Annotated in this window: 13 protein-coding genes; 12 read left to right on the top strand and 1 reads right to left on the bottom strand. The window is 63.7% G+C overall.

What is annotated here, in order from left to right:
- Positions 1-178: 178 nt before the first annotated feature.
- Positions 179-3,031: a TonB-dependent receptor gene (locus tag BLR66_RS08885; RefSeq protein WP_093283585.1), complete on the bottom strand. Its 2,853-nt coding sequence runs from the start codon at positions 3,029-3,031 to the stop codon at positions 179-181.
- Between the two features lie 240 nt (positions 3,032-3,271).
- On the opposite strand from BLR66_RS08885, the gene BLR66_RS08880 reads away from it, so the two are divergent.
- From BLR66_RS08880 to kdpA, 12 genes are all read left to right on the top strand, one after another.
- Positions 3,272-4,291: a sugar kinase gene (locus BLR66_RS08880; protein ID WP_093283581.1), complete on the top strand. Its 1,020-nt coding sequence runs from the start codon at positions 3,272-3,274 to the stop codon at positions 4,289-4,291.
- Positions 4,292-4,913: 622 nt separating this feature from the next.
- The gene (locus BLR66_RS08875) at positions 4,914-5,780 is read left to right on the top strand and encodes an HpcH/HpaI aldolase/citrate lyase family protein (RefSeq protein ID WP_093283577.1); all 867 of its coding nucleotides are present in this window, start codon (positions 4,914-4,916) and stop codon (positions 5,778-5,780) included.
- The gene (locus BLR66_RS08870) at positions 5,780-8,221 is read left to right on the top strand and encodes a sodium:solute symporter family protein (RefSeq protein ID WP_093283572.1); all 2,442 of its coding nucleotides are present in this window, start codon (positions 5,780-5,782) and stop codon (positions 8,219-8,221) included. The genes BLR66_RS08875 and BLR66_RS08870 overlap by 1 nt, the downstream gene beginning before the upstream one ends.
- A gap of 296 nt (positions 8,222-8,517) precedes the next feature.
- The gene (locus tag BLR66_RS08865; protein WP_093283568.1) at positions 8,518-9,399 is read left to right on the top strand and encodes a LysR family transcriptional regulator; all 882 of its coding nucleotides are present in this window, start codon (positions 8,518-8,520) and stop codon (positions 9,397-9,399) included.
- A gap of 465 nt (positions 9,400-9,864) precedes the next feature.
- The gene (locus BLR66_RS08860; protein ID WP_093283565.1) at positions 9,865-12,102 is read left to right on the top strand and encodes a TonB-dependent receptor; all 2,238 of its coding nucleotides are present in this window, start codon (positions 9,865-9,867) and stop codon (positions 12,100-12,102) included.
- A 142-nt stretch (positions 12,103-12,244) separates the two neighbouring features.
- Positions 12,245-13,531, top strand: coding sequence for a serine hydrolase domain-containing protein (locus BLR66_RS08855; RefSeq protein WP_176943804.1), 1,287 nt, complete (start codon positions 12,245-12,247; stop codon positions 13,529-13,531).
- Positions 13,528-14,472 (top strand): ribokinase, encoded by a 945-nt coding sequence (locus BLR66_RS08850; RefSeq protein WP_093283558.1) that lies wholly within the window; start codon positions 13,528-13,530, stop codon positions 14,470-14,472. The genes BLR66_RS08855 and BLR66_RS08850 overlap by 4 nt, the downstream gene beginning before the upstream one ends.
- Positions 14,473-14,509: 37 nt before the next feature.
- A complete protein-coding gene (locus BLR66_RS08845; RefSeq protein ID WP_093283554.1) occupies positions 14,510-16,702 on the top strand; it encodes a formylglycine-generating enzyme family protein in 2,193 nt (730 codons plus the stop codon).
- A complete protein-coding gene (locus tag BLR66_RS08840) occupies positions 16,699-18,582 on the top strand; it encodes a glycoside hydrolase family 127 protein (protein WP_255402350.1) in 1,884 nt (627 codons plus the stop codon). Before BLR66_RS08845 ends, BLR66_RS08840 begins: the two co-directional genes overlap by 4 nt.
- A 121-nt stretch (positions 18,583-18,703) precedes the next feature.
- Positions 18,704-19,870 (top strand): CaiB/BaiF CoA transferase family protein, encoded by a 1,167-nt coding sequence (locus tag BLR66_RS08835; RefSeq protein WP_093283549.1) that lies wholly within the window; start codon positions 18,704-18,706, stop codon positions 19,868-19,870.
- Between the two features lie 217 nt (positions 19,871-20,087).
- Positions 20,088-20,180 (top strand): potassium-transporting ATPase subunit F, encoded by a 93-nt coding sequence (locus BLR66_RS08830; protein WP_093283544.1) that lies wholly within the window; start codon positions 20,088-20,090, stop codon positions 20,178-20,180.
- A 13-nt stretch (positions 20,181-20,193) separates the two neighbouring features.
- Positions 20,194-21,894, top strand: coding sequence for a potassium-transporting ATPase subunit KdpA (gene kdpA / locus BLR66_RS08825; protein ID WP_093283539.1), 1,701 nt, complete (start codon positions 20,194-20,196; stop codon positions 21,892-21,894).
- The last annotated feature ends 4 nt before the right edge of the window (positions 21,895-21,898 follow it).

Raw genomic sequence — 21,898 nt, 5'->3', positions numbered from 1 at the left:
AACGACGGATGCCGGGCGATGCTTGAAGACGTAGCGAGAGCGGCGGAACCGAACCGCTCGCGGGCGCGCGTCGGCGGAATTGCCAGGTACGGGAAACCGTGGAAGGAATCGAATCCCCGTTCCGGTCCGCAACAGCCGTGAGGCTGCCGCGGACCGGCTGTCGGACGTTATGGATTGCTCAGAACTTGTAACGCAGGCCCAGCAGGTACTGGCGGCCGGTTTCGCTGTAGTCCAGCGGCAGTTGACCGTTGGCGTTGGACACCCACGATTCCTGGACTTCGTCGGTCAGGTTGATGCCTTCCAGGCTCAGCTCCCACTGGTCGTCGATCTTCCAGCGCACCGATGCATCGATGGTGGTGGTGCCGGTCTGGCCATGCGTGTCGAAACCGGCCTCGGTGCCGGGCACCTGCAACAGATAGTCGTCGCGGTTGGTAGCCGAGACACGGCCAGAGAACCGCTTGCCTTCGTAGAACACGGTGGCGTTCCAGGAGTGCTTCGATAAGCCGGTCAGGTCGTCCTTGAACGAATTCGCGCCCGTGGACGTCACGTACTGGATCTGCGAATCGACATAGGTGTAATTCAACTGCACGCCCAGGTTGGACCACTTTCCGGGCAGGAAGGTGAAGGGTTGGATGTAGTTGGCTTCAAGCCCGGTCAGTTCGCCGCCTGGTGTGTTGAGCGGCGCGGTGAAGGTGAAGTCATCGGACACACTGGCGCCGGTGCCTTCCAGCAGGCTGGCCGGCAGGCCGCTGGCCGAATAGACCTGCACGAAGCGTGTGTTCTGGATGAAGCTTTCGATGTCCTTGTAGAACAAGCCGAGGCTGAGCATCGCACCTTCGTTGAAGTACCACTCCACACCCAGATCGACCGTCTTGGCACGGATGGGATCCAAGGCCGGATTGCCACCGCTGACCGTACGCGCGCCGCCGCTCACATTGACGGTGACACCCGGCGTCAGGCTGCCCAGGCCAGGACGCGTCATGACCTTGGCGGCCCCAAGGCGGATCAGCAGGTCGGGCATGACCTCGGCCACCAGGTTCATCGACGGCAACGTGTCGCTGTATTCGCGCGAGACCGTCGACGCCACCGGAACGCCGCTGGCGGTGGCTATGCCGGTCGATGATTGCTTGGTGCGCACATAGCGCACCCCGAAATTGCCGGACACGGGAATGGAGCCCAGATCCATTGAAAAATCACCTTGCAGGTAAACGCCGCGATCTTCCTCATCGACGCTGCGCGTGTTCACCGCACGCTCGGTCAAAGCGAAAGTCCCGGTATTGCTGTAGATGTCCAACAGGTTGGCGAACGCCTGGTAATCCGGGATCACCCAGGTGCCTGGCGATCCGTTGACGCCGCTCAGACTGGCCAGGGTGGTCAGGTCGGCTGGGATGATGAAGCCGCCACCGCTGAAGGCCGGTACGGACACTTCCGAAGCGCGGCGCAGTTCGCGGGTCGAGAACGAATAGTCCTTGGCCTGCACGCCACCTTTCAGCCGGAAGTTCGGGCTGATGTTCCAGTTGAAATCCAGCTGTCCGATGTCGAAGTCGTTCTGTACGTACTGTGGACGCAGGCGGATCTCGGCCAGCGTCCATCCCGTGCCATTGGTGGGGTCGATGCCGTAGTCGAGTACCGGTTTGTACGGATCGCCGCGGTAGTCGTAGCTGTAGTTATCGACGTTGTACTTGTCCATGATGATCGTCGTCTGGATCGGATTCTCATGCTTGGAGCTCGAGGTGCCGATCTTGCCCGATAGCTTGAAGTTGTCGGAAAACTCATGTTCGCCTTCAAGGCCGATCTGGGTGAAGACGGTGTTCCACTCGTCATGGCGGCTCTCCGAACGGATATCGACATTGTCGAACAGGCCATAGACCAGCGCGCCGTTCTCGACCACGCCATCGCGGACGATCGTTTCCGGCTTGCCGCCAGCGCCGGCGGCGCGGCAGGCGGCGCCGCTGGCACCGGTGGCGCAAGCGCCGCGGCTGAAGGAAATCGCTTCGATGTACTTCTCATCGCGCGAAGCGTCGATCTTGGAATAAAGCGCATCCAACGAAAATTGTGTGCGATCGGTCGGCTTGAACTGCAGCGATGCGGTCACGCCCAGGCGCTGCTGGTCGTGTTCCATCAGCGTGTAGCGCGGAAAACGAGGGTGGTACACGTCGGCCGCGCATGCGGCGGGAAACGGCGAGGTGGTAGGGGTGGTGGCGGGGTTGGCGGGACAGCCGTTGAATCTGCCGTTGCTGGTGCCGCCCGCCCAACGGCCGCTGCCGCTGCCTTCCTCAAGTGTCCGGCGCTCCGAGACGGCGAACGACATCAAGGCACCGAACTTGCCGTCTGCCCAGGTGTTGGACACCAGCGCGGCGATGCGGGGATCGGTCTTGCCGGCCATGTCGCCATGGGTGAGCTGCGTGCTGGCGGCGAAGGTGAAGCCGTCGTAATCGAACGGCCGCGCCGTGCGCAGATCGACGGTCGCACCCAGCGAGCCTTCCTCGACATCGGCCTGCGCGGTCTTGCGCACGATCAACTGCGAGAAAAGGTCGGAGGCGAACACGTTGAAGTCGAAACCGCGGCCGCGGTTCGTGCCGCCGTTCTGGTCGGTGGAGCCTACCGTAGTCAGTGCCTCCATACCGTTGACGCGCACGCGCGTGAAGTTGGAGTCCAGGCCGCGGACGGAGATATTCCGCCCTTCGCCGGCGTCGCGGGTGATGACCACGCCCGGGATGCGCTGCAGCGATTCGGCCAGGTTGAGATCCGGGAACTTGCCGATATCCTCGGCGACGATCGCATCCACCACCCCGGCTTCGCCGCGCTTGATGTCCAGCGCCTTTTCAAGGCTGGCCCTGTAACCTGTGACGGTGACGGTGCTCAGTGTGTCCACGTCTTCGGATTCGGACGTAGCCGGTACGGTCGTGGCCGGGCCGGCCGGGGTGGCTTCTTGCGCGAGTGCGTACATGGCATTCATCTGCAGCGCGAATCCGATGGATAGCGCGAGCACGGTAACCGGTGTCTTCCGGTGGTTGTTGCGAGTTTGCATGGGTTCCCCTCCTCAAGGGCACATGTATCGCTCTATGGCGGCTTTGGCAATGAAACGAATCGGGTTTTAGTACCTCGGAATGCTTTCCAGAGGTAAAATGACACCGCTGGTCAAAAAAACCGTAACAGAGTGTGCGGTGCAACAACAACTATTGGTTTCCGGGGGTTATGGTGTGTCCCGGGGACAATTCTTGCCGTGGTCCAATCAGGGCGCGGATCACTAGGTCATGGGAGCGTTTACATGCGGGGACACGTGGTCTGTTTTGGAGAGCTGCTGTTGCGCCTGGGTGCGCCGGCGCGACAGTTGCTGCTGCAATCCCCTTGCCTGGAAGTGCACACCGGCGGGGCGGAAGCCAACGTCGCCGTTTCGCTGGCCAGGATGGGCCACCGTGCGCGCATGGTTGGACTGGTTGCGGACAACACCCTGGGCGAGTCGGCGACCGGCGAACTGCGCCGCCATGGCGTGGATACGCGCGCGGTCGGCAAGGCCGAAGGACGCATGGGACTGTATTTCCTGACACCGGGAGCCATCCAGCGCCCGAGCGAGGTGCTCTACGACCGCGCCGACTCCGCTTTCGCACGGCACGGTGGCGGCGAACATGACTGGGAGGCGCTACTGCAGGGGGCCGACTGGCTGCACGTGTCGGGCGTCAGTCCGGCATTGGGGCAACTGGCCGCCGACCGCACCTTGCAGGCGGTGCGGGCCGCGCGCGCAGCCGGGGTGAAGGTGTCCTTCGATGGCAACTTCCGTCCCAAGCTGTGGGAGGCCTGGCAGGGCGACGCTGCCGGGATCCTGCGCACGATCATGGCCGAGGCCGACCTCATGTTCGCCAGCCATCGCGATATCCAGGTAGTGCTGGGGCAGGCGTTTTCGCAGGAGACTTCCCATGCGAGGTTTCTGGCAGGAGCGGAAGCTGCTTTCTCCGCATTTCCGCATTTGCGGCGCATGGCCGCCACCCAGCGCGTGCAGCACAGTGTCGACCACCATTCTCTGTCGGCCATCGATGTCCGCCGCGACGGCAGCAGTCACATTACGCCGGTGTACGAACTGGCCTCGATCGTGGACCGCATCGGCACCGGCGACGCATTCGCGGCCGGCGTGCTGCATGGTGCGATGGTCGGCATGGACGACGCGCAAGGGCTGCATTTCGGCTTGGCGGCGGCGTGCCTGAAGCATTCGCTGCCGGGGGATTTCAACTTGGTCGGCGTTGCGGAGATCGAGGCGTTGCTGGGGGAGGGCGGGTTCGACGTGAGGCGTTGAAGGAGTGCAGGAGCCTTCGCGGCCGCAGAATGCCGAACGCCCTCAGTCGTCATCCCAGCGAAAGCTGGGATCCATCTTGATCTTGCCGTTCGACGCGGCCCGACCCTCGTCCGCAAACGTCAAAGTCAAAATGGATCCCAGCTTTCGCTGGGATGACGCCATCGTTTCTATCTGATGCATCAGTCCGTAGGTCGGGGCTACGCCCCCGACGCACGGAACTATGGCCCTTAGATTGTTGGAAGCAGAAGCGTTTCGCGCTCTGCGCGAGTCACTTTTCTTTGAACGGCAAAGAAAAGTAACCAAAAGAAAGCCGCCCTACGGCGCGCCCAGCGATGAAGCCGCTGGGTCCGCAAATGGAGCGGGAATTTCCGGAAGGCGCCTCCTGCGCCTCCGAAAACGGCGCACATCCCTGTGCGCCGCCCCTGCGGGGTTTACCCACTCCATTTGCCGCTTCTCACGGGATATTGAAGCCAGAAGCAAAGGCCAGAGCCAATGGCCAGAACCAAAGGTCAGTTGGTCTCTCATCTCGCTACCGCAATGAAATGTTTCTTCTGAATATGCCGCCGAAGACTTTTCTTTGCTTCCGTTTCCCGCACACTGCGCGCCATGAAGAGCATGGTCGATGCGTAGCAAGCTGTTCGTCCCTGGGGTGCGTCCGGAGTTGTTCGCCAAGGCGCTGGCGGGCGATGCCGATGCGTTGAGCTTCGACCTGGAGGATTCGGTACCCGAAGCGCGCAAGGGCGAAGCCCGCGAGTCGGTGTCCGCCTTGCTGCAGTCGGCCCCGCTGCTGGCCACGGCCAAGATCGTCGTGGTGCGGGTCAACGCTTTGGACACGCCGCACCTGGCGGCCGACCTGGCCGCAGTCGCGCGCACGGGTGTGGACCTGATCAACCTGCCCAAAGTCGAATCGGCGCAGGACGTGCTGGCTGCCGTCGCCCTGCTGGAAAAGGCCGAGGCGACCAATGGCGTTGCCCAACCGGTCGGGCTGCTGGCCAATATCGAAACCCCGCGCGGTCTGCGCCTTGCCGCTGAAATCGCATCCGCCCATCCACGCGTGGCCGGATTGCAGCTGGGCCTGGCCGATCTGTTCCAGCCCTTGGGCATCGATCGCCGCGATCCGGCCAACGTCCACGCCACTTTGTATGCGATGCGCATGGCGGCGGCCGAAGCAGCTGTATTCGCCTGGGACGCGGCCTTCGCCGACATCGGCGATGCCGATGGCTTTCGCGCCGAAGCCGGCATGGCGCGTCGCCTGGGCTACGTGGGCAAGAGCTGCATCCATCCCAGTCAGGTGGCCTTGGCCAACCAAGCGTTCCAGCCCGACGCCGAAGAAATCGCAGCGGCGCGACGCATCGTCGCGGCGGCGCGCGAGGCCGGCGCGGCGGGGCGCGGCGCATTCCTCGTCGATGGTCGCATGGTCGATCTTCCTTTCCTGAAGCGTGCCGAAGCGATCCTGGCTTCGGCCGACGCCAACACGAGCGCGTCTTGATGAGCCATTCCCCTTTGTCGATGCGCGCCTTGCTGGCGGCACTGCTGTTGCTGGCCACGGCGTGGTCGCCGCAGGGCCATGCTGAAAGCCTGTCCAAGGTAAAGACCACTGCACTACCCACGCTCGCCACAGACCAGCCTCTGATCGGCCTGGTGGCGGTGGAGGGCAGGCCGCTGGCGATCGGCGCGGACCAGGCCTGGATGTTGGACAGCCGCGGCGGAAGCTGGATGGCGCTGAACTGGAAGCCTGCGGCGGCGAGCGGCGAACTGAAAAGCGTGGTCGGCAACGGCCGGCTCGCTTTCCTGTTGCGCGGGCCCGCGCAATCCAGCGCGATCTCTTCCATCGAGCGCCTCGGCTTGGTCAATGGCCAGCCGACCGCCACGCCGCTGCCGCCGTTGCCTGTCGTTGTCGAAGGCGCGCGCGCGGCGGCCAACGCCGACAATGTATATGTCGCCGGCATCGATGCGAATGGGCAGGCGGTGCTGCTGTCGCTGGTATCGACCGCGACGAAACAGGAATGGAAAAAGAGCGCCGGCTGGCCCGGCAATGCGCTGCCGAGTTCGCTGGTCGCACAGACTTCGGCGGTATTCGTCACCGTGCCCGCGGCCGATGGCGAGCGCATCCTGCGCTGGGCGGCCGATAGCGGCTGGCAGGACAAGGGCCTGGTTCCCGGCAAGATCGTACCCGGATCGGCACGCGCCATCGGCCAGGCGCATGTGATCTATCTGGTCGCCGATGGTAGCGCCGCGCCGCAGATGCGGACCTTCCAGACCATCACCGGATCGTGGGCGACGCTGCCCGATTCCGATGCGGCTGGCGTCTTCTCGACCGCGGCATTGGACAACGGGGTGCTGTGGGCGCGGCCCGCAGCGGACGGCAAGGGAATCGCTTTCGAGTCCACCCAGATCCAGTCCGGCAAGCTGCTGTTGCGCTGGCTGGACTGGATAGTGATCGTGGTCTACCTGGGCGCGATGCTCGGCATGGGTTTCTATTTCTACATCCGCGAAAAGCGCAACTCGACCTCGGATTTCTTCGTCGGCGGCCGCACCATTCCGTTCTGGGCGGCCGGCGTCAGCCTGTACGCGGCCAACACCAGTTCGATCAGTTTCATCGCCATTCCGGCCAAGGCCTTCGAAACCAACTGGCAGTACCTCACCAACAACCTGGTTGCGGTGCTGGGGCTGATGTTCGTGGCGGTCTGGATCGTGCCGTTGCTGCGACGGCTCAATCTGATGTCGGTATTCTCGTACCTGGAAACCCGTTTCCATCCCACCATCCGCATGCTGGCCAGCGCGCTGTGCATCATCATGCAGATCGGCAGCCGCATGAGTGTGGTGCTGTTCCTGCCGGCGCTGGCCATCGCCACCATCACCGGCATCCGGGTGGAGTGGAGCATCCTGATGATGGGCGGCTTCACCATCATCTACACCGCCATGGGCGGCATGAAAGCGGTGATCTGGACCGACTTCGTGCAGGTCATCGTCAAGATGGGCGGTGCGATCTTCGCCATCCTCTTCATCGTCTGGACCTTGAAGGGCGGCTTCGGCGAATTCCACGACATCGCGCAGGCCGCCGACAAGACCAAGCTGCTGGATTTCAGCTTCGATCTGACCAAGGCCACGGTGTGGGGCTTCATCTTCCTGGTGCTGTTCGACGTGGTGCTGACTTTCCCCAAGGACCAGGTGCTGATGCAGCGCACGCTGTCGACCAAGTCCGACAAGGAAGCCGGCCGGTCGATCTGGGCGTTCGCCCTGATCATGATTCCCGGCGGCTTCATCTTCTATTCCATCGGTACCGCGCTGTTCGTCTACTACAAGAACAATCCGGAACGCATGAACCCGCTGCTGCCGATCGATGCGACGTTTCCGTTGTTCATCGCCGCCGAACTGCCGATGGGCGTGACCGGGCTGATCATCGCCGGCATCTTCGCCGCGGCCATGGCCACGCTTTCCAGCATCATGAACAGTGTGGCCACACTGGCTTCGGTCGATTTCTACGAGAAGCTTTCCAAGAATCCCACGCCGAAGAAGAGCGTGCTGTTCGCCGAAATCGCCACGGTCGCCACCGGTCTGCTGGGCATCGGCGTGGCGCTGCTGCTGTCGCGCTTCGATATCCACTCGCTGTTCGACGTTTCCATCGAGCTGGCCGGCCTGCTGGGCGGCGGTTTCGCCGGCGCCTATACCCTGGGCATGTTCACGCGCCGCGCCAATTCGGCCGGTGTGGCCATCGGCGTGGCTTCCAGCATCGCTCTGACCCTGGTCGCCTGGTCGATGGATCTGGTGCATCCGTACTTCTATCTGGCCATCTCGATCATGCTGTGCATCGTGATCGGTTACCTGGCCAGCCTGCTGTTTCCGGCGCCGACCCGCGACCTGGATGGGCTGACCATCTGGGTGAAGTCGGACAGCAATTACGTCAAGCCGGAACCTGTCCGCCAATAGCGCTTGTTGTGGAGAGCTGTGAAGAAGCCGTTCCGCAGCGGTTTGTCGGGGAATCGGTTCGTGGTGAGCCTGTCGAAGATTCCGTTCGTGGTGAGCCTGTCGAACCACGCTCTTGGCGCAGAAGCAAAGTCCCCTGAATCCCGTCTCCACAGGGACGACGACATCAATGAACTTGTCGAGCCACGCCTTTAGCGCGGAATCCGGGTTATCGTAAACACCCGGCATGACGCCGACAGCGTGGTTCGACAGGCTCACCACGAACGGAATCTTGTTCAAGCCTGCTGCAGAGACGAGACGTGGATACCCAATTCCTCAAGACCTTCGTGGCAGTGGTAGACCGCGGTTCCATGGCCGCAGCCGCGCGCCTGCTCAACATCACCCCGGCGGCGGTGGCGCAGCAGATCCGCACGCTGGAGCGCGAGATCGGCGTGCCGTTGATCGCGCGGGTGGGGCGCACCGTCAGCGTGACCGAAGAAGGCTCGCGCATCCTGCAGCGCAGCCGCGATCTGTTGCGCGACGTGGCCGACCTACGCAGCTTGGCCAACGACAACGCTATCTCCGGCGAACTGCGCCTGGGTGCCTGTCCCACCGCGCTGGCCGGCATGCTGCCGGACATCCTGGCGCGGATGGTGGAGAAATTTCCCGAAATCAACGTATTCATCAAGCCGGGCTACTCGGCCGACCTCTATCGCGCGGTGGAGGGCGGCGAACTGGATGCGGCGATCGTGCTGCACGCGCCCTACACCCTGCCCAAGACCTGCAACTGGCAGCTTTTGCGCGAAGAACCGCTGGTGGTGTTGGCGCCGGAAAGCATGGCCGGCCGCGATCCGCACGAACTGCTCGCCACCCAGCCGCTGATCCGCTACGACCGCAACCACTGGGGCGGGCGCCAGGCCGAGGAATACCTGCAGCGCGTCGGCATCACCCCGCATGAGCGCTTCGAACTCAATGCGCTCAACGCGATCGCGGTGATGGTGGACCGTGGCCTTGGTGTTTCGCTGGTGCCGGACTGGGCCAAGCCGTGGCCGGAAGGATTGAAGCTGGCGCGCCTGCCGCTGCCGGAAGAAAGCGTGCCGCGGCAGATCGGCATCGTGTGGTCGCGCTCGACCATCCGCATCCGCCTGGTGACCGTGTTCCTGGAAGAGAGCAGGGCGGCGATGAAGACCGTCAACGCCTGAAGGCGAGTGGTCGCTTTTTACTCTCTCCCTCTTCATCAAGCGCCGTAATGAATCCGTTCGTGGCGAGCTTGTCGAAGATCCCGTTCGTGGTGAGCCTGTCGAACCACGCCTTTCGCGGAATGCTTCCAGGTTCTGGAGCCCTGTTGGTATCCACCAAGAGCGTGGTTCGACAAGCTCACCACGAACGGTTATCCAAATAAGTGCGTAATTTATGTTGCGGCGCGGCATGAATTGTTGATCGGTAAGCAACAAAAACTAGACTCTGAACATAGTTCGCCCCGGTTCTATTCCCTTTCGCCAACGCCTAGTCTCCCGTCCATTGTCGGGGCTGTACGTAAGCGTCTTGGAGGGGATGCTTGGCACGCAGATCGCATCCGCGCGAACTGCCGACGCGCATACGCAAACGGGGGAGCCGCGCATTCGCCGCGTCTCTTGATAAGTACAAAAACCTAGAGACCAAACACCATGAAGCACGTACCGGCCACATTCGGCGTTTTCCTGCTGGCGGCTGCCGTCAGCGCCAGCGTCCATGCGCAACAGGCGGCCGCGGCGGCCGAACCGGCTCCCGCGGCCGATAGCCAGCCAGCCGACGCGACCGATCTGGATGCGGTGATCGTCACCGGCTCGCGCAGCCCCAAGGCGATCGACAAGATCCCGGGCGCGATCACGCTGGTCTCGAAAGAGGAAATCAAAAACACCCTTGCGGTGACCGAGGACGCCACCGCCGTGCTGGCGCGTACCGTGCCCGGTTATGCCGAATCCTCGCAGGCCATGAGCAACTCGGGCGAAACCCTGCGCGGCCGCATCGCGCTGCGCCTGTTCGACGGCGTTCCGCAGGGCTCGCCGCTGCGCGAGGGCAACCGCAACGCGACTTTCACCGACATGGGTATCGTGGACCGCATTGAGGTCATCAATGGTCCTTCCGCGTCGGAAGGCATCGGCGCAGCGGGCGGCATCATCAACTACATCTCCAGCGTGCCGCAGAAGGAAGGCAACGAGTTCCGCATCCTTACCCGCTATTCGACCCAGTTCGGCAACGACAGCAGCGGTTGGAAGGTGGGCGCCAACTGGCTGCACAAGCAGGAAAACTATGATTTTGTAGTCGGACTGTCCGCCATCGATCGCGGCATTTCCTACGATGCTGACGGCCGCCGCGTGGGCATGAACACCAGCGGCTCGGTCTCAGACTCCATGGCCAATAACCTGTTCCTGAAAGGCGGCATCAACTTCGGCGAAGACGGGATGCAGCGGTTGCAGGCCAGCTACAGCCATTTCAAGATCGAGGGCAACGGCGACTACATCCAGGTCGAGGGTTGCCGCCCGGGCACCTGCGAGAATCCGGTCACCAACACTTCCGAACGCGGGCACATCTTCGGCAGCAAGGCCGAGTTCAACGATTTCGAGCAGTTGAACCTGCTCTATTCGCATGGGGATTTCCTCGGCGGTACGCTGATGATGAATGCGTACTGGGCCGATCAGGCGATGCGCTACCTGCCGGAGAACGGCGACGACAAGCAGCTGGTGAAGGTGGACGACGACTTCGACGAAGCCGACCGCATCTACGACCAGTCCGAGATCGACAGCAAGAAGTACGGGTTCCGTCCGTCGTGGACGCGCGGTTCATTGTTCGGAGTGGAAGGCCTTGAGCTGCGTGCCGGTGTGGATTTCGTCAAGGACGAGGCGCAACAGCGCCTGGCGCTCACCAATCGTGTGTGGGTGCCGCCCATGAAATACACCAGCACCGCGCCCTACGCGCAGTTGAGTTACGACCTGGGTCCGGTCACGTTCAGCGGCGGTTTCCGGCGCGAAGACGGCGAACTCAAGGTCGATAGCTATACCACCACGGCGTTCCGCAACAGCGTGTTCGTACAAGGCGGCGGTGTGGAATACACGGAGAATCTGGTCAATTTCGGCAGTATCTGGCGCATTACCGACGAGTGGTCGGTATTCGCTTCCTATGGCGAAGGCTTCAGCCTGCCCAACATCGGCATCCCGCTGCGCAACATCAACGTGCCGGGCCAGTCGGTGGACCGCATCCGCGATATCCAGCCCATCATCGTCGACAACCGCGAGTACGGGTTCAACTGGCGCGGCGACCGCGGTTCGTTCGGCGGTTCGTATTACGACTCCAGATCGCCCTTCGGCACGTCCCTGTCGGTGGACCCGGAGACCAACGACTACGTCCTCAATCGCGCGCCGACCCGCATCAAGGGCGTCGAGTTGAGCGGCGAATGGAGGTTCAACGATCAATGGAAGGCGAGCGCGCTGTACTCGCGCATCCGCGGCAAGACCGCCTTCTGGAATGCTGACCTGGAGGGCCGCTACCCCGCCGGCGGATTGAACAAGCCGATCGGCGTGTCGGATATCAATCCGGACAAGATAGGCGCTTCGGTCACCTGGAAATTCAACCCCAACGGCGACGTCACACTGAACGCGACCAAATTGATGTCGCGCGATTTGTCCGGTGAAGACGTGCGCGAGTTCGATGGCGCTACATATTCGTTCGAAGAGCATACCGACGGCTACACTCTGTTCGATCTGAGCGTGAACTACAGGATCGAGAACGTCGGGCGCTTCACCGTGGGCATCGAGAACCTGACCGACAAGCAGTACATCCTGAGCTGGTCGCAGGTGGACTTCTTCAAGAACTACTTCGCCGGCCGTGGCCGCATGGTCTCGCTGACCTATGAGTACACTTTCTGAATGTCCTCATCCGCGCACCAGATCAAGTTTTGATTGCTGAGTTGTCGATGGCGTACGTCTGCCTGCCTGTCGGGTTCGAGTTGGCCTGCCCGGCGGCAGGCGGCCGACATCGATGGTGGAATTCCATGCGTCGGGGTCCCGCGTGCTGACGCGCTTTTTCCCATTGCTGTGCGGCATCGTGCTCGGCCTGGCTTCGGCGGCCGTTGCCGCTTCCTCTTCGCCAGCCAACGCTGCAGGTGCGGGCGCCGACTCTCCTCGGATCCCGGCAGAACGCCTGCAGCGGTTGGATGGTTTTCTGGAGCACGCGACCGATGCGCAGGGTTACCTGGGCGCGGTCAGCCTGGTTTGGAAAGATGGCGCGATAGTCCAGTCGCAGGCCTACGGCAATCGCGATCTGGCCCGCAGCTCGCCCATGCGCAAGGACTCCATTTTCCGCATCTATTCCATGACCAAGACGGTGACCACGGTCGCTGCGCTGATGTTGATGGAAGAGGGCAAGCTTTCCTTGGACGATCCGGTCGAGAAGTACCTGCCGGAATTCGCCGGCATGCAGATCTTTGCCGGCGGTAGCGCCGACAAGCCCGACCTACGCCCGGCGACCGCCAAGATCACCCTGCGTCAGTTGCTGACCCATACCGCCGGTTTCGCCACTGCAGGCAACGAAGAAGCGACCAAGCTGCTGGAGCGCGCCGACCTGCATGGTTCGGCCGATCTGGCCGAATTCTCCAAGCGCCTGTCCAAAGTACCCCTGGCGGTTGAGCCGGGCACGCGGTTCCGTTACGACGGCACCCAGATGGAAGTAGTCGCACGCATCGTGGAAGTCGTGAGCGGACAGCGCTTCGATGATTTCGTGCAACAACGAATCCTCGCTCCGCTGCGCATGGAAGACACCGGCTTCAGCATTCCGCCAGCCAAGCGCGACCGCATCGTCGACATCACAGCCATGGACGCGGACGGGAAATTGCGTTTGGACCAAGGCCCGAGCGCGCTGCATCCGGGTGAAATGCTCAATCCTTACCCCAGCGGCGCGGGTGGTCTGTATTCCACCGCAGCGGATTTCATGCGCCTGTGCCGGATGCTGCTCGACGGCGGCACGCTGGAAGGCGTAGCCATCCTCGACCGCAAGACGGTCGAGCAGATGATGGTCAACCAGCTGACTTTCCTGGAACGGCCGGTGACCCAGTTCAGCGATGCGGAAGGCTTCGGGCTGGGTGGCTCGGTGCTGCTGGATCCGGCGGGCAAGGGCCGCCTGGGTTCGGCCGGGCAATTCGGCTGGTCCGGCGCGGCTTCCACTTATTTCTCCATCGATCCCAGGGAACGGACGATCTCGATCCTGTTGTTGCAGCACCTTCCCAACGGCGCGGCCAACGATCTGCCGCGGATCGGCACGCCCTTCTACAACCTGATCCATCAGGCGCTGACCCCATGAACGCGCGCAAGACCTTGCTGGTGGCCGGTTCGGCCAACCTGGATTTCGTGGTGCGCGCTTCGCACGTGCCGGCGCCCGGGGAAACCGTGCTCGGGCGCGAATTCGCTACGTTCCCGGGCGGCAAGGGCGCCAATCAGGCGGTGGCCTGCGCGCGGGCGGGCGGCGTCGATACGGGCATGCTGCTGGCATTGGGCAACGACCCGTTCGCCAAGACCATCGAAGACTCCCTGGCCGATGCGGGCGTAGCCGTGCAGGTGGTGCGTAGCGCGCAGCCGACCGGCACCGCTTTCATCTGCCTGTCCGACGATGCCGAGAACGCGATCACCGTCGCCCCGGGCGCCAATGGCGCATTGTGCGGCGACGAGCTTCCGTCGCTGCAAGCGGTGAGCCATCTGCTACTGCAGCTGGAGACACCCATAGAGGCGGTGACCGCTTTCGCGCTTGCGGCGCGCGCGGCCGGCGTGCAGGTGGTGTTGAACGCCGCACCGGCGCAGACGCTGCCCACCGAGTTGTTGCTGTCGGTCGACGTGCTGATCGTCAACGAGGGCGAACTGGCCACCGTCACCGGGCATCGCGGCAGCGTGGCCGAATGCCTGGCGCTGTTGGACGTGCCCTGCGTAGTGGTTACCCTGGGCGCGCGCGGTTGCTGCGCGCGGCAGGGCGCGGAATTTTTCCTGCAGTCCGGTTTCAAGGTCCAGGCGGTCGATACCACTGCCGCCGGGGACACTTTCTGCGGCGCCCTGGTCGCTGCGCTGAACCTGGGCGATCCGCTTCCCGCGGCGCTGCGCTACGCATGCGCGGCGTCGGCGTTGGCCTGCACGAGATTGGGCGCACAATCCAGCATCCCGCAACGCATCGAAGTGGAAGCGATGCTGCGTTCGAACGACCGCCACGCGCCACGCGCCGACCGCAGCCTCGCCGCTTATTGCGGCCTTGTGTGACACTCGCTTCCAATCGATCCGGAACCCCCCAAAGACCATGACCGCAAGCCCGGAAAACACAGCGCCTCCGACCGACTCTCGCAACGACGGGGAGCGGCCGGAGATCAGGACCGAATACAAGTTCTCCCACGTCACCACCCAGCGCTACCTGCCCACGCCGGGCAAGGCGCCGGGCTGGCCCTTCGCCGAGATCGGCCATTGGAAGATGGACGTCAACGGCACCGCCGGCGACTGGCTGCGCGAACTGCGCGACTGGCGCCGCGAGCACCTGACCCGCATCGGCTACGACGACGCCAACTACCGGCGTCCGCAACTGCAGTGGGCGCAGCGCAACTTCGTGCATGCGCAGATGATGATCGAGGACCGCTATTTCTACGATGCGGCGATGGGCAAGTACACCGTCGACCGTTATCTCGACGACTTGGAAGAGCGCTTCGGCGGACTGGACAGCGTGCTGCTCTGGTACATCTATCCCAACATCGGTATCGACGACCGCAACCAGTTCGATCTCATCCACGATCTGCCGGGCGGGGTGGAAGGCATCCGCGGCGTGGTCGCCGATTTCCACCGGCGTGGAGTGAAGGTGTTCCTGCCGACCATGCCGTGGGACAACGGCACCCGCGAGCAGGGCGAACCCGATTGGCTGGCGATCGCGCGCCTGGTCAAGGAAACCGGCGCCGACGGCATCAACGGCGACACCTACAACGGCGTGCCGCGCGCCTTCTTCGACGCCTGCGACGCGCTGGGCCGTCCGGTGGTGGTGCAGCCGGAGTCCACGATCAGCGCCGAGGAGCACCTGATCTGGAACGTGCAGAGCTGGGGCAAGAAAGTGCCGACGGACGTGATTCCCTCGGTGGCAAAATTCAAGTGGCTGGAACCGCGCCACATGATCAATTACGAAAACCGCTGGGGTCGCGACCGCAGCAACGATCTGCAGTACATCTTCTTCAACGGCGTGGGCTACAACGCGTGGGAGAACATCTGGGGCATCTGGAACCAGTTCACCCCGCGCGATGCGGCCACTCTGCGCCGCATCGCCGCGGTCGAGCGCAAATTCGCGCCGTTGATGGTCAGCATGGACTGGCAGCCGTATGCCGCTACTCTGCAGGCCGGCGTGTTCGCCAGCCGTTTCCCGGGCGACGGCATGACCTTGTGGAATATCGTCAACCGCAACGAATACGAAGTGGACGGCGAGCAGATCGCGGTGGATCACATCGAGGGCACGCGTTACTTCGATGCATGGAACGGCGTCGCTTTGCAGCCGCGCCTGGCCGACGGCAAGGCGACGTTGACAACGACCCTGGAAGGGAAGGGTTACGGCGCCGTGCTGGCATTGGAAGCGGGCACGCAGGATCCGGACCTGGAGGCCTTCCTGGGACTGATGAAGGGCTTCGCCAAGACGCCATTGCAGTCGCTGTCGAACCAGTGGAAGTCGATTCCCCAGACCCTGGTCGAGATCGCCCGCACCGCGCTGGCGGCCAAGCCCGCCGAGGGCATGGTCGCCATTCCCGCCGACGAATTCGATTTCGTGGTCGGCGGCATCGAGATCGAAGGCCAGACCTGGGACGGCGTCGATTTCCAGTATCCCTGGGAAAACAGCGCACGCCGCGGACATCGCCGGCGCCTGCGGATGCGTGCCTTCCATATCGACCGCACTCCGGTCACCAACGAGCAGTTCAAGCGCTTCATCGACCAAAGCGGTTACCGGCCGCGCGACAGCCACAATTTCCTGCGCCACTGGGTGGAAGGCGCACCTGCGGCAGGTTGGGAGAACAAGCCGGTGACCTGGGTGTCGATCGAGGACGCGCGCGCCTACGCACGATGGGCCGGCAAGCGTCTGCCGCACGAGTGGGAGTGGCAGTACGCCGCGCAAGGCAACGACGGACGCGCCTATCCGTGGGGCGATGCCTGGAATGCAGCGGCGGTGCCGGCGCCGAACCGCGGGCGCCGGCTGCTGCCGCCGGCCGATGTGGACGCGCATCCCGCCGGCGCCAGCCCGTTCGGCGTCCTGGATCTGGTCGGCAACGTCTGGCAATGGACCGACGAATACTTCGACGACCACACTCGTGCCGCGGTGCTGCGCGGCGGCAGCGCCTATCGTCCGCAGACCTCGCACTGGTATTTCCCGCAGGCTTACCGCTTGGATCAGCACGGCAAATACCTGCTGATGGCGCCTTGCAAGGATCGCTCGGGCAGCGTGGGCTTCCGTTGCGTCGTGGATGCGGAATGAAACCGGACATGGACAACGCGATGGCATCGCCTTCTCCGGTGGAAGTACGGCTCGGCGGTTTGCTGGGCGAGGCGCTCGCCGCGAACCGGTCGGGCCGTCTGTCGCATTTCATCGTCGATGAAACCAGTCCGGCCATTGCGATTTTCGATCCGGAGCTCGCCGCCAAGAACCAGGAAGGCGACTGGTACGGCGAACATGCGGGCAAATGGCTGTACGCCGCCGCCAAAGCCGCCGCACGTAGCCAGGACCCTGCGCTGATCGCCAACTTGCGGCGAGTAGCCGACTATCTGGTAAGCGTGCAGGAAGACGATGGCTACCTGGGCACGTACGCGCCGGACCACCGCTTCATGCGCAAGCAGCCGCCCAAGCCGGGCACCTGGGACGGCGCGCCCAGCGTGCGCACCTGGGACATCTGGACGCACAGTTATCTGATCCTTGGCCTGTTGGAAACGCACAGGCATTTCCCCAAGCCCGAATACCTGCAGGCCGCGCGCAAGATCGGCGATCTGTGCTGGCATACGCTTACCGAAGGCGGCATAAACATCACCGAGTTGGGCAACCATCACGGCATGTCGGCCACCGTGCTGATGGACCCGGCGACCGAACTGTATTTCGCCACCGGAGAAGCGCGCTATCTCGAACTGGCGCAACTGGTGCTGCGGCAAGCCGACGACAATCCGGACCTGGCCCTGCTGAAGCGCGCGCTGGCCGGCGCCGATGCGTCGGAGATCGCCACCGGCAAGGCATATCAGCTGGCCTGGAATCTGGTGGGGCTGGCGAAGCTGCACAAGGCCACTGGCACTGCCGCCTATCGCGAAGCGGTTGATCATGTGTGGGAAAGCATCCGCAGCCAGCATCTCACGCTCGGCGGCGGCCCCTGGGGCGGTGTGGCGCACCGCTCGCGCGAGGTGTTCAATCCGGCGGGTGTGTTCAGTACACACGGTTACGTGGAAACCTGTTCCATCCTGGCCTGGGTGCAGCTCAACCGCGAACTGCTGGCGCTCAGCGGCGAGGCTAAATACGCCGAAGAAGTAGAACGCACCGCCTACAACGATCTGCTCGGCGCCATGGCGCCCGACGGCAACGACTGGTGCTACTACTCCTTCGCCAACGGCCGCCGCGTGCACACCACTTATTGGCGCTGCTGCAAGTCCAGCGGAGCGATGGCGATCGAAGAGCTGCCCGCGCTGGCCTATACGCAATCGCTGGCCGGCGACCTCATGGTCAACCTGTTGGGTCCCGGCGAAGCGGCCTTCGACCATCCGCAGGCCGGCAAGGTGATATTGAAGCAAGCCACCGCCTATCCGTTCGACGGCAGCATCGGACTGCAGGTGTCCTGCGAGCATCCCGCGCGCTTCGCCATTTCCATACGCATTCCGCAATGGGCCGAAGACGCGACCGTCGCCCTCAACGACGACAGCGCACCGGCGCAAGCCGAGCCCGGCACCTACGCCGTCATCGAACGCGAATGGCGATCCGGCGATGTAGTGAGCCTGGAGTTGCCGATGCCGCCGGTAGCGCATCGCCAGGTGCAGCAGAACACCCAGGAATCGCGCGCACCGGACGGCTCGCCGGTGCGCCAGCAGGTGATGCATTACCAATATCTGGCGGTGACGCGCGGGCCGCTGGTTTACGCCAGCGACTTGATCGACGGCTTCAAGACCGAAGAAACGCTGCGTCTTGCCGATGCGCCGATCGACGACTGGCTGCACCCTGCGCCGGGCGAAAGCGGCGAGGACGCCGCTCTGCATCTGCACAGCCTGGGCCGCCCGCCGTTGACGCTGGTGCCGTATTACCGGGCCGGAGGCCGCAACCATGGGGCATGGCGGCTGACCTGGTTCTCGCTGGCGCCCGGGCCGGCGCCGCCGCCACCGGAATGAGGCCCGGCCCTCAAGCAAGAAATTGTGCCGTCAGAAGCTAGCAAGCCAACCTGTTAAAGCGGACGATCATGCAGCAGACTTTTCGTCAGCGTTATTGGATGAAGTAGAGGAAAAGGACCGTATGGCGACTGATTCACCGTTCGCGTTCGCAGGCCGTACCGGCGCGCCCGGTCCGTTGAGCGGCGTGCGCGTGCTAGACCTCAGCGCCTACATCGCAGGGCCCTACGGCTGCACGCTGCTGGCCGACCAGGGCGCCGACGTGCTCAAGATCGAGCCGCCCGACGGCGACAACCTGCGCAAGTATCCGTCCACGCTGCAGGCCGAGAGCCGCGCCTTCCTGGGCGTCAACCGCAGCAAGCAGGGCATGACCCTGGACCTGAAGAAGCCGCACGGTTTCGCCACGTTGCTGAAACTGGTGCGCGAAGCGGACGTGCTGGTGCACAACTTCCGTCCCAGCGTGCCCAAGCGCCTGGGCATAAGCTACGAACAGCTGAGCTTCGTCAATCCGCGCCTGATCTATTGCGCGGTGACCGGCTACGGTGAAACCGGCCCGATGAAGGACAAGGCCGGCTACGACCAGGTGCTGCAGACCATGACCGGCATGTGCGCGCTGCAGGGCAAGCGCGGCGGCGCGCCGGAAATCATCTACGGCTCGGTAGTGGACTACTACGCGGCCGCGCTGCTCGCTGCGGGTGTGTCTTCCGCGCTGTACGAACGCGAACGCAGCGGGCTGGGCCAGTTCGTCGGCGTATCGCTGTTGCGCAGCGCGCTGACCATGCAGTCGGCGCGCATGATCTGGGCCGAAGGCGAATCGCTGGATATCGGACGCGACATGCGTTCGGGCGGCGTCACCGGCATCCACCCCACCCGCGAAGGCCATATCTACATCTCCGCCAACACGCCGCGCTTCTGGAAGGCGCTGTGCGACAAGACCGGCCTGCACATGCTGGAGCAGAACGAACGCTACGACACCGTGCGCAAGCGCGCCGATCACGCCAATGAGATCGTTCCGCACCTGCACGCCGCCTTGACCCGGCATAGCGCGCTGGAGTGGGAAGAAATTTTCGGCGACGAAGTGCCTTGCGCCGCCGCGCTTCGCGTCGAGGACATGTTCGACCATCCGCAGGTGCTGGCGGAGGAGATAGTGGGGGACATCGAACACCCCGTCATCGGCCGCTACCGCGGCGTGACCCGGCCGATCAAGTTCAGCCGTACGCCGGGACCGGATCCGTTCGCGGCGCCGGTATTCCAGGAAGCCGAGCCGTCGCAGGAAGCTCGCAAGGCCTGAATATATAGGTCGTCGTCCCCGCGAAGGCGGGGATCCAGCGACTTTCAGCCGTGAAGAACAAAGGCACTGGATCCCCGCCTTCGCGGGGACGACGATTCTTTTTATTCCCTGGCCTCAATTCTTTACGCTGAATTTACGGCCATGCTCCGCGCGCGAATGGAGCCTTTACGCTTCCCAGGCAGACACTGCGCTCCTCGAAATACCTGAGGAATGCGCGATGCCTGGCTGGTTGTCCCTGTTGTGCGGAATCGTAGTGATCGTCGCGGCGGCTTATCTGCTGCTGGTGGTCCTGCGCCCGGAAAAGTTCTGAGCGGATTACCGACATGACCGAAATCCTGCTCGTCTTCGCGCTCGCCATCGGCTTGGCCTGGCCCTTGGGTCATTACCTCGCAAAGGTGATGCGCGGCGCCCCCATGCGTGGCGACCGCCTGTTCGGCTGGCTCGAGAAGCCGCTCTACCGGCTGCTCGGCACCGATCCGCAACGCGGCATGAGCTGGCGGGGTTACGCGAAGGCGTTCCTGCTCAGCAACTTGGTGGTCGGCGTGCTGGTGTGGGTGCTGTTCATGACCCAGGCCTGGCTGCCGCTCAATCCCGATGCCATCCCCAACATGCGCTGGGATCTGGCGCTGCATACCATGGTGTCGTTCCTCACCAACACCAACCAGCAGCACTATTCCGGCCAGGCGCAGTTGTCCTATCTGTCGCAGATGGTCGGCATCGTCGGTCTGCAAGTGGTCACGCCGATGATGGGCCTGGCGCTGGTGGTGGCTACTTTGCGCGCCCTGTTCGGCGGCAAGGAAAAGAACGCCCATGAAACCGGCGAGGCCGATGTCGGCAACTACTGGGCCGACGTCACCCGCGCCACCGTGCGCTTCATGCTGCCGCTGTGCCTGCTGTGGTCGGCGCTGCTGACCTCGCAGGGCGTGCCTTCGACGCTGGCCGCGGGACCGACGGTAACGCCGGTGGACGCAAGCGCGCAGATGGCGGAACAGAAAATTCCGCTGGGCCCGGTCGCGGCGATGGTCGCCGCGAAACAGCTGGGCACCAATGGCGGCGGCTGGTACGGCCCCAACAGCGCGGTGCCGCTGGAGAACCCGACGCCGTTCTCCAACTTCCTGGAAGTCGTAGGCATCATTCTCATTCCGCTGGCCGTGGTCTTCATGGTCGGCCCGCTGGTCGGCCGCAGGAAACTCACCGCGATGATCTTCGGCAGCATGCTGCTGATGTCGGCTGCCTCCACCGGCTTCGCGGTGTGGTCGGAAGCGTATTCGCCCACCGCCTCCGACGCCGCGCTGATGGAAGGCAAGGAAGTGCGATTCGGCGCCGATGCTTCCGCCCTGTGGGCATCGGTGACCACGCAGACCTCCAACGGTTCGGTGAACGCGATGCACGACTCGCTGGCGCCGCTGACCGGGCTGGACACGCTGGTCAACATGCTGGTCAACGCCATCTGGGGCGGCATCGGCTGCGGCATGCAGCAGTTCCTGGTGTACCTGCTGTTGAGCGTGTTCCTGGCCGGACTGATGACGGGCCGCACTCCGGAATTGTTCGGCCGCAAGATCGAGGCGCCGGAAGTGAAGCTGCTGGCGCTGCTGATACTGCTGCAGCCGCTGGTGGTGCTGGGATTCACCGCGCTGACCTTGGCGATCCCGTCGATCACCGCCAATTCGAATCCGGGCTTCCACGGCATCAGCCAGGTGTTCTACGAGTACACCTCGGCCTACGCCAACAACGGCTCCGGATTCGAAGGGCTGGGCGACGCCACGTACTGGTGGAACCTGAGCTGCTCGCTGGTGCTGGCGCTGGGGCGCTATCCGGCCCTGATCGTACCGTTGGCGGTGGCCGCGCTGATGGCGCGCAAGCGTCCGGCGCCGGAAAGCGCGGGCAGCCTGCATATCGAAACGCCGACCTTCGCCCTGACCCTGATCGCGGTAGTGGTCATCATCACCGTGCTGCAGTTCATGCCCGCGCTGGTGCTGGGCCCGATCGCCGATCACCTGTCGCTGACCGCGGCAGCGCACTGAGAGC

Origin of the sequence: Pseudoxanthomonas sp. CF125, from assembly GCF_900104085.1 — a bacterium.
GTDB lineage: Bacteria > Pseudomonadota > Gammaproteobacteria > Xanthomonadales > Xanthomonadaceae > Pseudoxanthomonas_A.
Note: the sequence above shows the minus strand (reverse complement) of the source record. Positions and strands in the feature narration are given on the sequence as shown.